Raw genomic sequence first — 13,974 nt, 5'->3', positions numbered from 1 at the left:
GGCGAAAGAACAAGCTGAGAAAGCCGCTGCAGAAGAGGCTGAGCGTCAACGTCTAGCAGCAGAAGAGAAGCCAAAGAAAGAAGGTTTCTTTTCAAGGTTGAAAAAAGGGTTACTTAAAACCAAAGTAAATCTAGGCTCAGGCATTGCATCGATCTTCAAGGGCAAAAAGATTGATGATGAGCTATTCGAAGAACTTGAAACGCAGTTATTAACGGCTGATCTAGGCGTCGATACTACTATGAAGTTAATCGATAGCCTGACAGATGCAGCTGACCGTAAGCAGTTAAAAGATGGTGATGCGCTTTATGAATTAATGAAGCAAGAAATGGCTGAAATGCTCAAAGAAGCTGAACAACCACTAGATATCCCTAAGGATAAAAAACCATTTGTAATTCTGATGGTAGGGGTAAATGGGGTAGGTAAAACCACAACCATAGGTAAGATGGCCAAGCAGTTTCAACAGCAAGGTAAGTCAGTTATGTTGGCAGCTGGTGACACTTTCCGTGCGGCTGCTGTGGAGCAGTTGCAGGTATGGGGGGAGCGTAATGATATTCCAGTGGTTGCACAGCACACGGGCGCTGATAGTGCTTCAGTGGTATTTGATGCATTTCAAGCTGCACAAGCTCGTAACATCGATGTGTTGATAGCTGATACCGCAGGCCGATTGCAAAACAAAGACAACTTGATGCAAGAGTTGGAGAAAATCGCTCGCGTTATGAAGAAACTAGACCCTGATGCGCCACATGAAGTAATGCTGACAATCGATGCAGGAACAGGTCAAAATGCAATTAGCCAAGTTAACCTATTCAATCAGGCTGTCGGTCTAACCGGTATTGCTTTGACTAAGCTAGATGGTACAGCAAAGGGTGGCGTTATTTTCGCTGTTGCAGATAAGTTTCAGGTGCCAATTCGTTATATCGGTGTGGGCGAAGGGATTGACGATTTACGTACATTTAAAAGTGATGACTTTATTGACGCATTATTTAGCAACGATGAAGCATAAAGTAAGAAATGGGGAGACAAAGGGCTCCCTTTCTTTGGTCTAAAACACAATTATAAGCAGGCCTAACATGATCAAATTTGACCAAGTCAGTAAAACGTACCCAGGTGGTCATCGAGCTTTGGAAAAAGTCAGTTTTGAGCTAGGCAATGGTGAATTGGCTTTTTTGACTGGCCACAGTGGTGCGGGTAAGAGTACCTTATTGAAATTGATCAGCGTTATGGAGCGGCCTTCAGCTGGGCGTGTATTTATTAATGGTGTCGATTTAAACGGGGTAAGTAATCGTCAGATCCCGTTTGTACGCAGAGATATAGGCATCATTTTTCAAAATCACCGTTTGCTAGAGCGCTACAATGTATTTGACAATGTTGCGTTGCCACTGGTCATAGAGGGGATGCATCATAAACATATCGCTAAGCGGGTTCATGCAGCATTAGACAAGGTCGGGCTGTTGGATAAAGTAAGATGTCAGCCAAGTACATTGTCAGGCGGGGAGCAGCAGCGTGTAGGAATTGCCCGTGCTATCGTAAATTCTCCTCCATTACTTCTTGCAGACGAACCGACAGGTAACTTAGACCCTGAGCTATCGATGGAAATACTGCGCTTATTCGAAGACTTTAACCGCCATGGTACAGCGGTACTTATCGCTACCCACGATTTAGGTCTTATAGCACGCATGAAATATCGTAGTTTGACCTTGAATCATGGTCGTTTAAGTCAAGATCCATTGATGGAGGGACAGCTATGAGTTTACTTTTCAAAGGCCGTGAGGCGCAAACTAGCAGTCTGCATAAGTCTTGGATCATGGGGTGCTACTTCTTTGTGTTGACGGTATTTCGCCAAGGAGTTAATTCACTAGGCGAAATGTGGCGCACACCCATGGCTTCATTAATGACTATTTTGGTACTAGGATTAAGCCTTACTCTACCCGCAACTTTGTATATTGTTGTTAAAAACGTGCAACAGGTCAGCAGTGGCTTCAGTGATGCCGCTGAAATTTCTTTGTTTGTTAAAGATTCCATGACGGAGCAGCAAACTCAGACCTTAGTTAAACGGTTAGCACTATATCCAGAGGTCGAAGGCGTCAAGCTGATCTCCAAATCGAAGGCGCTGGAAGAGTTTAAGCGAGTGTCAGGGTTTGGTCAGGCACTGGACTACCTTGAGGAGAATCCACTGCCTAATGTGGTTCTGGTTACACCAACCAGCCGTTATCGCAAGCCACAAGCCGCGCAGCAATTGTTAGATAAATTAGAAGATGAAAGGGAAGTAGAGTTTGGCAAACTGGATATAGAGTGGTTAGAGCGTCTAAACGCGCTGTTGAGTCTACTCAAAGAAAGTGTTGTAACAATCGCTCTGCTGTTACTCAGCGCGGTGATCTTAATTATTGGCAATACCATACGATTATCTATTATGGATAAGAAAGAAGAGATCCAAGTGCTCAAACTTGTTGGAGCAACCAACACCTTTATTCATACACCATTTATATGGACAGGGGTATGGTACGGCATAGTAGGTGGTCTCGTTGCTTTTATGAGTGTCGCTATGATGCTATGGTGGCTAGAATCAGCAGTTTCCATGGTGGCAGGTGTGTACCAAAGCTCATTTGTTCTGCAAGGGCTTAATGGTAATGAGTTGCTGACGCTACTATTATTGGCAGTCATGTTAGGCTTTGGTGGGTCATTTTTGTCCGTACATCGTTACATTAAAGATATCGAACCTGACAAGGTATAGACCGCTAAAAGAAGCACTTGAGCGCTCGTTTAGTGTCGTTTAAGTGCTTGTGTTTTGTCATAATTAATTCATAAAAACGGGTTACGCTGCCGTTAAGCAAGCCGAACAGCTGCTCTAGCAATAATATTTTATCCCACCTAAATCAATTGTTTAGTTGTTCTTAAAAAAGAAGAAATAAAATACTTGCATTTTCTTTGGAAAAAGTATTATATACGCATTAGCACTCTGACTCAAAGAGTGCTAAAATGGACTGAAATATTTATCACTGAGGTGAAAAATGAGTAAAGATATATATGCATTAGCACTAACAGCTGGACAACAAAGCGCAAGCTTAGACGGTTACTTACAAACTGTGAGCGCCATCCCTATGCTTGATGCTGAGCAAGAAAAAGTGTTGGCCACTCGCCTTCAACAAGAAGGTGATCTGGAAGCTGCTAAAAAGCTTATCGTTTCTCACCTTCGCTTTGTTGCCCACATTGCAAAAAGCTACGCGGGTTATGGCCTGCCTCAAGCAGACCTTATCCAAGAAGGTAACATAGGTCTGATGAAGGCTGTTAAACGTTTTAATCCTGAAGTTGGCGTAAGACTTGTTTCATTTGCGGTGCATTGGATCAAAGCAGAAATTCATGAGTATGTGCTCAAAAACTGGCGCATAGTGAAAGTTGCTACGACCAAAGCGCAACGTAAGTTATTTTTTAATCTTCGTAAGAACAAGAAGCGTCTAGGTTGGTTTAACCAAGATGAAGTGACAACAGTTGCTAATGAGCTGGGTGTTAGTGAAAAAGAAGTCCGCGAAATGGAATCTCGTATGAGTGGTCAAGACATGGGTTTTGACTTGACTCAAGATGACAATGATGATTCTCCAGCAAGCAGCTATTCACCTGTTCAGTATCTAACGGATGCAAACAGTGATTTAGCTGAAGTAGTCGAGCAAGAACAGTGGCAGGAGCAATCTGAGAATCGTTTGTTTTCAGCACTTAAAACCTTGGATGAACGCTCTCAAGATATTGTAAGCGCACGTTGGTTAGCTGATGAAAAAGCTACATTGCAGGACCTCGCTGAGAAATATAATGTATCAGCCGAGCGTGTGCGTCAGCTAGAAAAATCAGCGATGAAGAAGTTACAACTTGCAATGAGTTGATAAATTATTGAATTTTAAAAAGGCCGCTACATGTTAGCGGCTTTTTTTGTTTTTGTGGATAAAGTAATCGGATATTTGAGCTTACAAGTGTTCGCTATTTTGATTATAATGCGCCTTCGAAAATGAGGAGACACAATTTTGTTGGCAGTATTACGTATCGCAGCGATGGCGTTGTTTATTATTTTTAGCTGTATACTGGGGCTATTACTATGCATCGTTCGTCCATTTCATCCCAATAATGTACACACTATAGCTAGCTGGTTTGGCAAAATGTCAAAGGTGATAGGCGTTAAGCTGGTCGTGTCACACCACCCTGATAGTGTAAATATAGGGCCTGCGGTGTATGTAGCCAACCATCAAAATAACTATGACCTCTTTACTTTACCTGCCGTGGTTCCAGAAAAAACAGTTAGTATGGGCAAAAAAAGTTTAAAGTGGATCCCATTCTTCGGCCAACTGTATTGGTTATCTGGCAATATTCTTATCAATCGTGGTAACCGTTCTAAGGCTGTTGGTACTTTGGGTAAATCAGCTGCTAAGATAAAACGCAAAGGCCTATCACTTTGGATGTTTCCTGAAGGAACGCGAAGTTATGGGCGAGGTTTGTTACCGTTTAAAACCGGTGCATTCCACACGGCATTAAATGCTCAGGTACCGATTGTTCCAGTTTGCATGAACAGTACACACAATAGTATTAAGCTAAACCGCTGGGACAATGGTACAATCTATATCGATATTTTAGCGCCGGTTTATTTAGATAAACAAATCAGCGCTCGTGAACATGCTCAGGCAGTACATGCATTAATGGCACAGCGTATTGCCTTGCTTGATGACAAAGTGAGAGAGAATAATGGAAAACTGGCGCGAAATAAGTGAAGACATAGTTGATTCGCTTTTAGAAGATGGCTCCGCGACTGATAAGTTGTACGAAGTAGAGCATCATTTTGTGTGTGAAGACTTCAAAAAATTAGAAAATGCTGCGTTGGCTGCATTTAGACTGGGCTATGATGTGGAAGACCCAGCGGAACTTGAGTTAGAAGATGGCAGTAAAATCTGGGGATTTGATATCGTTGTTGAAGTAGAACTAGACGCTGACGTGATCATGGAAGATGTAGATAAGTTGGTCGCACTCGCTCAGGAACATAATGTTGAATATGATGGCTGGGGAACTTATTTTCAAGAGTAAGTGACTTTATAAGCTGTTCTAATCTAAAGAGGTGCCAAACACTCATGGCACCTGAAAAACCTCTGTTTTACCGCCTTTTACTAGTCATATTCTAATAGTTAATTATTATTTAACGAATGAAATATAGACTCTTTATACTGAAAAGTGCTATTAATCGTACTAGTTGTCTTTACTTGATTGAATCCAGTTATGCGAGTCACGCTCCCGATTTCGGAACTCAAACCAGGCATGTTTGTGGATAGTGTTCACAAGCAGCGCGCTGACGCGGGTGTTAAAATCAAATCACGTGGTTTAGTTCGTGATCACGGGATTATTAGCCGCTTGCTGGATGAAGGTGTTTTAGAGCTGAATATTGACTTTGCTCTAAGTGAGATTGCTATTCCGCAAAAGTATCAGGTAAGCGAAGAAACACCAGAACGTAATGCACCTGAGTCTGAGTTTATAGATGCAAAGCAAAGAAGAAGGCGCAGAGGGCAACAACAAGACGAATCACGAACACGCACACGTAAAAAACAAGAGCAAGACGGTGACACTAGTTCTCTTGAAAAAGAATTCTTGATAGCAAGTCAGGCATTTGAGATGCATAACCGTAAGATACAAGTTCTATACGGTGACATTACCTCAGGCATGAAAGCTGACGTTAGCTTAATCAATCAAATCAGTAAAGAGATTGTTGAATCAGTATTGCGCAATAGCAATGCGATGGCCATATTGACACGATTACAAGATAGAGAAGGTTATAACTGGCGTCATATGATTAACTGCGCCATTTTGATCAGTGTGTTTGCAAAGTATTTGGGCGTTAAGCAGCCGACGATTGAGCAACTGGCGATGGGCGCAATGCTACATGATGTGGGTCATGCGCGTCTTCCACAAGGCTTAGTCAATAAACGCGACAAATTGAGCGAGAACGAGTTTAAAGCGGTTAAAAAGCATGTGGTACATTCTTTGGGACTGGTTAAAGGAGAGCAAGGGATCACACCACTCATTATGGATATGATAGTGAATCATCATGAACGGGCTGATGGTTCAGGATATCCGCGCGGTTTGAATGGTGACAAAATAAGTAAAGCTGCACGCATGATGGCTATTGTTGATGTTTATGATGCGATGACATCGGAGCGACCCTATCAACAGGGTGAGGAGCCTGTGCATGCACTTAGGTACCTACTATCTAATAAAGAACAATTTGACCCTGAGTTGGTCCAACGTTTTATCAAGTGTTTAGGTGTTCACCCTGTGGGCTCAATTGTAAAACTTACCAATGAACGCTTGGCTTTAGTTTTGGAAGGTAATCAACATGCGCCTACATCGCCAAAAGTTAGAGTTTTTTACAACACAAAACATATGCACCATATTACTGCCAAAGAGCTGGACTTAAGTGCACCTGATCACGATATTAAAGTCATCGCTAGTATCAGGCCGTTAGACTACCAAATCAACTTATCTCGTTTGTTAAAAGATCACCTCCTAGCTTAGTCGCATCACAGCGCTTTCGTTTTGATAATTTGCGACACAACGTTGCGCCAATTAAACAACTCGTAGTTAATACTAACCATAACATAGTTCCTTTGTTGCTATGCAGAGCAAGGTAGCAAAACATCAATGAGCACATTGCCAAAGCTATACATCCAAGCCAATATAGTGTGATGGCATTATTACACTCTTCAGCGTGGTGACATGCGCAATATGTTGCTTTACACCAGCAATAAACACTTAACCCCGAAAAGATCAGCGCACACAGTATCAGTAGCAGCATATCCTTAGTTCCTTAATTGACAGTACAGATATCAGTGTAAATAATTTAACAAAACACGTCAATGCAAATAGTAATCAATATCATTTAATGAGCTAAATAAAAGCTGAAGTGAATAAAAAATAAACTTTGATGTAAATTTGTTCGTTTGATTAGAGTATTATCTCGAAAATGCAGCTTTTTTTCTGAGATTTAGGTAGTGTGTCAGCGTTTTAAAAATGAGAATGTACACGTGGGATTCATAAATGTCTTTATTTAAAAAAACGGTATTAGCATCAAGTTTGATGTGTGTTTCTTCTGGGGCTTTTGCTGCTGCATTTCAATTGGCTGAACAGAGTGTATCAGGCTTAGGTCGTGCCTACGCTGGTGAAGCCTCTGTGGCTGATGATGCATCGGTGGTAGCGCGTAATCCAGCGTTAATGAGTCAGTTTGATAGCGCGCAATTAACGGTCGCCGCGATGTTTGTCGAACCTGATGTTAGCCTTAAAGGAACCTCTACAAATAATGGGATGAATGCAGCTCTGTTAGATGAGAGCAGTATCGCGCCAAGCGCAATAGTGCCAGCAGCTTACTATTTGCAACCAATTACACAAGATTGGTTTGTGGGTGTGGGAGTTTACTCGCAATTTGGCTTAGCAACCGAGTTTGCCTCGGACTATGCGGCGGGTCAGTTAGCGGGTGAAACTGAAATTGTTACCGTGAATACCAATGTGAGTGCTGCTTACAAGGTATCTTCTGAACTGTCGTTGGCATTCGGTATTAGTCATGTATATGCAGATGCAAAGGTTGTTCGTCATTTCGGTGCATCAATGCTACCAGTTCCTGCGCAAACACAAGCAGTGCACTTAGAGGGTGATGATCAGGGTTATGGTTGGAATTTAGGCTTAAGCTATCAGTTAGATGAGAATAGCCGCTTTGGTTTTAACTATCGCAGTGAAACTGAGATTGTATTTGACGGTGAGTTTAGCAACCAGCTTCCGGGCGGAGCACCTTTTTATGGCACAGCGGGAGCGTCGCTACCTGGCTCATTAGAATTAACCTTACCGGCTATTGCTGAGTTTTCGGGTAGCCATCAAGTAAGTGAAAAAAGTGCACTTCATTACAGTGTATTGTGGACTGCTTGGAATAGCTTTAAAAAGCTTGAAGCACAAGTAGACGGACGTGGTGTGGTATTTAGCAAAGATGAGAACTTCTCAAACTCTTTGCGCTACTCGATTGGTGCAGAGCATCAGTATGATGAATCGCTAAAACTGCGCTTAGGTATTGCGTATGATGAGTCACCTGCAGATCAGTACCATATGTCAATTTCGATTCCTGATACGGACAGATTTTGGTATTCATTTGGCGCTGAGTATCAAATTTCACAAACCAGCTCAGTTGATTTTGGGGTCAGTATTTTACGTGGTAAAACACAGAACTTTGTAGAAACTGATAACTTAGGACAGGCGTGGGGCTTTGAATCTAAAGGCCATGCGGCAGTTGTGGGTGTTCAATATAACATGGGCTTTTAAGTCAGGCGCCCGTGCTAGGGTAGGGCACGCATTGTCCTACCCTGAGCCTTAGAATTTGTAGCCAAGATGAATACCTGCTGCACTTTCAAGCCCATTCCCATCTTCTCGTGGACACAGCACCAAGCAATCACCATCATCCTCTTTAACACCTAGGCTAGCACCTATGACAAAGCCTGAGTTATCAAAACCACTAAAATGATAATTTAACTTTGTGACAAAGTAACCGTCTTCAGCATAACCAACTTGTTGGCCTAGCGTTGCACCAAGGCTGAGTTTTTCATTCACTTTAAATTCGTACCCAAGTGAATAGCCAATGATCCCGAAGGAACCAGACACAAAGTGGTTGCCGCTCAGCTGTGTTTGATATTTGGCACCAAAATGTCCACCGTATTCAAACAGACCAACTCCGAGTGTCCAGTTATTTTCGCTATTTTGTGCAAGTGTATTAGATGATACACACAGTAATAATGCCATTAGAGCTTGGCGAGCATATGTATTCATTGAAACAATCCTATTGAAAAAAGATATGTTAGCAATGTTTTCCTTTTATAGAAACAAAAACGCGGGCAATGCCCGCGTTTCAAATCTCTGCAAATAGTTTTACAGACTTTCGATCTTCGCTTTTTGCTCTAGCAACTTGGCTTTTGCATCCGAGAATTCTGCTAACTTTTCTTTCTCTTTTGCTAATACTGCTTCAGGCGCGTTATTAACAAACTTCTCATTAGCAAGTTTTTTCTCAACTTGCTCTAGGCCTTTTTCTGCCTTCTCAAGTTGCTTTGCGATACGTGCAAGTTCAGCATCAACATCAATTAGACCAGCCATTGGGATTAGGATTTCTAAGTTGCCGATAAATGCGGTCGCTGAGGCTGGTGCTTCATTGGCATTTTCAAGCACAGTGAATGCTTCCAACTTTGCTAACGAGCTTAAGAACGCTTGGTTATCTTCTAGGCGACGTAAGTCCTGCTCGCTTGCTTTTGCTAGCAATACATTCAGCGGTTTGTTTGGACTAATATCCATCTCACCACGGATGTTTCGGATTGCCAGAATAAACTGTTTCACCCACTCAAGATCTGCCATAGCCGTTTCATCAACCTGACTTTGATCAAAAACAGGGAAGCGCTCTAACATGATAGTTTTAGCTTCAATACCAGCTAGAGGTGCAACACGACGCCAGATTGTTTCTGTGATGTAAGGCATTAATGGGTGCATTAGACGCAGCAAGCCTTCTAGTACTGTGATCAGCGTGTGGCGAGTACCACGTTGCTGTACGTCAGTACCTTTGAACAGAATAGGTTTAGTCAGCTCTAGGTACCAATCACAGAATTGGTTCCATGTGAATTCGTAGATAGTATTAGCAGCAAGGTCAAAACGATAGTTATCAAGGTGCTCTGTAAACGTTTTAACGGTATTTTGGAACTGTCCTAAAATCCAGCGATCAGCCAGAGAATAAACTTTTTCTGCGTCATTGAAGCCACAGTCTTGCTCTTCTGTATTCATTAATACATAGCGACTGGCGTTCCAAAGCTTGTTACAGAAGTTACGATAACCTTCTAAGCGGTTCATATCCCAGTTAATATCACGGCCTGTTGAAGCCATGGCAGCAAGAGTAAATCGCAATGCATCGGTACCGTGAGGTTCAATTCCATCTGCAAATGTTTTACGAGTATTCTTTTCAATCTTTTTAGCAAGTTGAGGCTGCATCATGTTGCCGGTACGTTTTTCAACTAGGCTCTCCAAGTCGATACCATCGATCATATCGAGTGGGTCAAGCACGTTACCTTTAGATTTAGACATTTTATCGCCGTTTTCATCACGGATTAGGCCTGTGACATAAACAGTTTTGAATGGAACTTGTGGTTTGCCATTCTCATCTTTGATGAAATGCATGGTCATCATGATCATACGTGCCACCCAGAAGAAAATGATATCAAAACCCGTAACTAGTGTATCTGAAGGGTGGAATACACGTAAATCGTCGGTGTTTTGTGGCCACCCTTGTGTTGAGAAAGTCCACAGTGCCGATGAGAACCAAGTATCAAGAACATCTTCATCTTGCGTAAGCTGTACGTCATCAGCGATATTGTTCTCGCGGCGTACTTCTGTTTCATCACGGCCCACAAACACATTACCTTGTTCGTCGTACCATGCTGGGATACGGTGCCCCCACCAAAGCTGGCGAGAAATACACCAGTCTTGAACGTCGCGCATCCAAGAGAAATACATGTTTTCGTACTGTTTTGGAACGAATTGGATCTCACCGTTTTCAACAGCTTCGGTTGCAACTTTGGCCAGCGGTGCAACACGAACATACCACTGATCAGTAAGTAATGGCTCGATAACTACGCCCGAGCGGTCACCGTAAGGGACGGTCAGGCTGTGGTCATCAATCTTCTCAAGTAACCCTGCTTGTTCAAATTCATCAACAACCAATTTACGCGCATCAAAACGGTCTAAACCTTGGAAACGCTCAGGGATAGGTGCGTCTAATTCGAGCTCTTTACCATCGAAAGTATATGTTTCGCCAGTTGCCAATATTGCCGCGTCTTTGTTAAATACATTGATCATTGGTAACTGATGACGTTTACCAACTTCGTTATCATTGAAGTCATGGGCCGGCGTTATTTTCACACAGCCTGTACCTTTTTCCATATCAGCGTGTTCATCTGCAACGATAGGGATTCGGCGATTAACGATTGGTAAGAGAATTTCTTTACCAATTAAGTTTTTGTAGCGTTCATCTTCTGGGTTTACAGCAACGCCCGTGTCTCCTAGCATAGTTTCTGGGCGAGTCGTGGCAACAACAATGTAATCTTTACCATCAAGTGTTTTAACACCATCCGCAAGCGGATAGCGTAGATTCCACATGTGGCCTTGTTTGTCTTTATTTTCAACTTCAAGGTCTGAGATAGCAGTGTGCAGCTTAGGATCCCAGTTAACTAAACGTTTACCACGGTAGATAAGATCTTCTTTGTGTAGACGGACAAAAACTTCTTTCACCGCTTCAGAAAGACCTTCATCCATAGTAAAGCGTTCACGGTCCCAATCAACTGATGCGCCTAAGCGGCGAAGCTGTTTTGTGATGGTGCCACCAGATTGATCTTTCCACTGCCAGATCTTGTCGATAAAGGCGTCACGGCCTAAATCATGGCGTGTTTTACCTTCTTCAGCAGCGAGTTTACGCTCTACTACCATTTGTGTTGCTATACCAGCGTGGTCGGTGCCTACTTGCCATAAAGTATTGTTACCTTGCATACGCTTGTAGCGAGTCAAAGTATCCATGATGGTATCTTGGAAGGCATGTCCCATATGTAGGCTACCTGTGACATTGGGCGGCGGGATCATGATAGAATATGCATCGCCTTTACCTGATGGCTTGAAATAGCCATTTTCTTCCCAGTCTTGGTATAAAGACTGTTCTATATCTTGTGGATTATAGGTTTTATCCATTTCACAGAACCTTAATAAATACTTTAATTTTCAATTTCTTTGGTTGAAATACTGGCGCCAAGTTGACGTAAGTGCTTAAACCGTTCTCGTGCCGCTTGCGTAGCTTGTGGTTCGGCCGGTACAAAATCATATACCTGAGCAAAGCGACGAATAAAGTCGGGTAACTTTGTTGCCAGATTGATCAACACAGTACGACGTCCTACTGGAGGTGTTTGCCCAATCTCAACAGGGGCGCCCCCTTTTGGACCTTCCCCTTGTAGATTGTGAGGCACAAAGCTGTCGGCTTCAAAACACCATAAGTGCTCATCGATCGCATGGGCATCTTCCACTGAATCAACGTAAATAAATATGCGTTGACCCGCTCTATATTGCTTGGCTGCCGCTCGAGCGGCTAGATCAAAATGAGCCGGTAGGTTAGTGTCCGGCTCATTATCATGCTTTAACACATAAAAGCGTGCATTGATGGTCATGGCATCGACTTCATTATGGGCGGTTATTCTGTATTTCTACAGGCAAAACTCAGCGTTCAAAATAAAGCCGCATTTTGACACAGAAACCCCATACCATCAATCGCTGCGGTAGGGTTAATCTTGCTGTATGTCGGTGGCATTCACTCGGTTGAGTAAGTATTGCATTAACATTGGGACTGGTCTGCCAGTTGCACCTTTGTTTTTGCCACTGCGCCAAGCGGTACCTGCGATGTCTAAATGTGCCCAGTTATACTTTTTGGTAAACTTAGACAAGAAGCAAGCCGCAGTAATTGTGCCTGCAGCACGGCCTCCTAAGTTAGTGAAATCAGCAAAAGGGCTTTCTAGTTGCTCTTGATAATCATCCCATAACGGTAGCTGCCATGCGCGATCACCACTTTGCTCGCCAGCTTTTAACAGGTCATGGGCAAGAGGGTTGTGAGTCGACAATAAGCCAGTTGCATGAGCACCTAAGGCGACTATGCAAGCGCCAGTTAATGTTGCCACATCAATCACCGCTTCCGGCTCAAATGCTTCTACATAAGTGAGTGCATCACATAAAACCAAGCGACCTTCAGCATCTGTGTTCAGCACTTCAACCGTTTGACCTGACATGGTGGTAAGAATATCTCCGGGGCGATAAGCATTTGACCCTGGCATATTTTCACAGCCAGCGAGTACGCCGATAACATTGATAGGCAGTTGCATTTCAACTAGCGCTCTCATTAAGCCCAATACGCCAGCAGCACCGCCCATGTCATATTTCATTTCGTCCATACCTTCGCCGGGTTTTAGCGAAATACCGCCCGAGTCGAATGTTAGACCTTTACCAACAAATACGATTGGCGCCTGATCTTCAGCGCCACCATTATAGTGGATAACCGACATCATAGATTCATTTGCACTACCACGGCCAACGGCTAGATAAGAGTGCATACCTAGCTCTTCCATTTCTTGCTCGCCAACTAAATTCACAGAGACGTTAGCAAATTCTTCGAGAGATTTGGCCTGCTCTCCTAAATAACTTGGGTTGCAGATATTTGGCGGCATATTCGCGACGTCTTTACATAGCTTAGCACCCGAGGCGATAGCCAAACCATGCTCTATGGCGGCTTCTCCGATAGTGAGCTCTCGTCTTGTAGGTACGTTGAAAACTATTTTACGTAATGGGCGCCTTGGATCGACCTTTTTGCTTTTAAGTTGGTTGAAGGTGTATAAACAGTCTTGAGTTGTTTCAACAGCTTGGCGTACTTTCCAATATGTGTCGCGCCCCTTGACATGTTGCTCGGTAAGAAAGCATACCGCTTCCATTGAGCCCGTATCATTTAATGTGTTGATTGTTTTTGAAATAATTTGTTTATATTGCTTGTCGTCCAGCTCTCGCTCTTTACCACAGCCGACTAATAATACTCGCTCACTGAGCACGTTTGGTACATGATGCAATAATAATACTTGTCCGGGTTTGCCTTCTAAGTCACCACGGCGCAATAAATTTGAGATGTAACCATCACTGATTTTATCCAGCTGTTCACCGATTGGAGATAAACGGCGAGGCTCATACACACCAACGACGATGCAGGCGCTACGCTGTTTCTCTGGGCTACCACTTTTTACGCTGAATTCCATTGCGACTCCTGAGTCTAAAGTTATGTCTTTTTGAACTTTATGCCAATGTTATTATCCATACCATAAATGCGCGATTATCTCTGGCGTGTTGGTATGATAATTTAATTTG

General features: G+C 43.0%; 12 protein-coding genes. 8 read left to right on the top strand and 4 right to left on the bottom strand.

What is annotated here, in order from left to right; genetic code table 11:
• The 8 genes from ftsY to BIW53_RS18110 all read left to right on the top strand — a co-directional run.
• Positions 1–1,003 (top strand): signal recognition particle-docking protein FtsY (ftsY, locus tag BIW53_RS21145; protein WP_245699474.1); only part of this gene is annotated, 1,003 nt, incomplete at its 5' end.
• Positions 1,004–1,070: 67 nt separating this feature from the next.
• On the top strand, positions 1,071–1,748 hold the full coding sequence (gene ftsE, locus BIW53_RS18140) for a cell division ATP-binding protein FtsE (protein WP_070993420.1): 678 nt from the start codon (positions 1,071–1,073) through the stop codon (positions 1,746–1,748).
• Positions 1,745–2,731, top strand: coding sequence for a permease-like cell division protein FtsX (gene ftsX / locus BIW53_RS18135; protein WP_070993419.1), 987 nt, complete (start codon positions 1,745–1,747; stop codon positions 2,729–2,731). The genes ftsE and ftsX overlap by 4 nt, the downstream gene beginning before the upstream one ends.
• Positions 2,732–3,008: 277 nt before the next feature.
• Positions 3,009–3,872 carry an RNA polymerase sigma factor RpoH gene (gene rpoH, locus BIW53_RS18130; RefSeq protein ID WP_070993418.1) on the top strand — a complete coding sequence of 288 codons (864 nt, stop codon included), beginning with the start codon at positions 3,009–3,011 and terminating at the stop codon, positions 3,870–3,872.
• A gap of 138 nt (positions 3,873–4,010) precedes the next feature.
• Positions 4,011–4,748 (top strand): 1-acylglycerol-3-phosphate O-acyltransferase, encoded by a 738-nt coding sequence (locus BIW53_RS18125; protein ID WP_070993417.1) that lies wholly within the window; start codon positions 4,011–4,013, stop codon positions 4,746–4,748.
• Positions 4,723–5,058 (top strand): ribonuclease E inhibitor RraB, encoded by a 336-nt coding sequence (rraB, locus tag BIW53_RS18120; protein WP_070993416.1) that lies wholly within the window; start codon positions 4,723–4,725, stop codon positions 5,056–5,058. Before BIW53_RS18125 ends, rraB begins: the two co-directional genes overlap by 26 nt.
• Before the next feature lie 189 nt (positions 5,059–5,247).
• Positions 5,248–6,537, top strand: coding sequence for an HD-GYP domain-containing protein (locus BIW53_RS18115; protein WP_070993415.1), 1,290 nt, complete (start codon positions 5,248–5,250; stop codon positions 6,535–6,537).
• A gap of 522 nt (positions 6,538–7,059) precedes the next feature.
• Positions 7,060–8,325, top strand: coding sequence for an outer membrane protein transport protein (locus tag BIW53_RS18110; RefSeq protein ID WP_070993414.1), 1,266 nt, complete (start codon positions 7,060–7,062; stop codon positions 8,323–8,325).
• A gap of 48 nt (positions 8,326–8,373) precedes the next feature.
• Here BIW53_RS18110 and BIW53_RS18105 read toward each other — a convergent pair whose 3' ends face one another.
• The 4 genes from BIW53_RS18105 to pepA form a co-directional block, all read right to left on the bottom strand.
• The gene (locus tag BIW53_RS18105; protein WP_070993413.1) at positions 8,374–8,826 is read right to left on the bottom strand and encodes a hypothetical protein; all 453 of its coding nucleotides are present in this window, start codon (positions 8,824–8,826) and stop codon (positions 8,374–8,376) included.
• A gap of 99 nt (positions 8,827–8,925) precedes the next feature.
• Complete coding sequence (locus BIW53_RS18100) at positions 8,926–11,772, bottom strand: valine--tRNA ligase (protein WP_070993412.1); 2,847 nt, start codon at positions 11,770–11,772, stop codon at positions 8,926–8,928.
• Between the two features lie 23 nt (positions 11,773–11,795).
• Entirely contained in the window at positions 11,796–12,242 is a 447-nt protein-coding gene (locus tag BIW53_RS18095) for a DNA polymerase III subunit chi (protein ID WP_070993411.1), read from the bottom strand.
• Positions 12,243–12,356: 114 nt separating this feature from the next.
• Positions 12,357–13,865: a leucyl aminopeptidase gene (gene pepA / locus BIW53_RS18090; RefSeq protein WP_070993410.1), complete on the bottom strand. Its 1,509-nt coding sequence runs from the start codon at positions 13,863–13,865 to the stop codon at positions 12,357–12,359.
• Positions 13,866–13,974 lie beyond the last annotated feature (109 nt).

It is taken from the genome of Pseudoalteromonas byunsanensis (genome assembly GCF_001854475.1).
Taxonomy (GTDB): Bacteria; Pseudomonadota; Gammaproteobacteria; order Enterobacterales; family Alteromonadaceae; genus Pseudoalteromonas; species Pseudoalteromonas byunsanensis.
Note: the sequence above shows the minus strand (reverse complement) of the source record. Positions and strands in the feature narration are given on the sequence as shown.

Coding starts and splice junctions, on each gene's coding strand:
- BIW53_RS18095 (WP_070993411.1), bottom strand. CDS start 12,242: ATGACCATCAATGCACGCTTTTATGTGTTAAAGCATGATAATGAGCCG.
- ftsE (WP_070993420.1), top strand. CDS start 1,071: ATGATCAAATTTGACCAAGTCAGTAAAACGTACCCAGGTGGTCATCGA.
- BIW53_RS18115 (WP_070993415.1), top strand. CDS start 5,248: ATGCGAGTCACGCTCCCGATTTCGGAACTCAAACCAGGCATGTTTGTG.
- BIW53_RS18100 (WP_070993412.1), bottom strand. CDS start 11,772: ATGGATAAAACCTATAATCCACAAGATATAGAACAGTCTTTATACCAA.
- rpoH (WP_070993418.1), top strand. CDS start 3,009: ATGAGTAAAGATATATATGCATTAGCACTAACAGCTGGACAACAAAGC.
- ftsX (WP_070993419.1), top strand. CDS start 1,745: ATGAGTTTACTTTTCAAAGGCCGTGAGGCGCAAACTAGCAGTCTGCAT.
- BIW53_RS18105 (WP_070993413.1), bottom strand. CDS start 8,826: ATGAATACATATGCTCGCCAAGCTCTAATGGCATTATTACTGTGTGTA.
- BIW53_RS18110 (WP_070993414.1), top strand. CDS start 7,060: ATGTCTTTATTTAAAAAAACGGTATTAGCATCAAGTTTGATGTGTGTT.
- pepA (WP_070993410.1), bottom strand. CDS start 13,865: ATGGAATTCAGCGTAAAAAGTGGTAGCCCAGAGAAACAGCGTAGCGCC.
- rraB (WP_070993416.1), top strand. CDS start 4,723: ATGGAAAACTGGCGCGAAATAAGTGAAGACATAGTTGATTCGCTTTTA.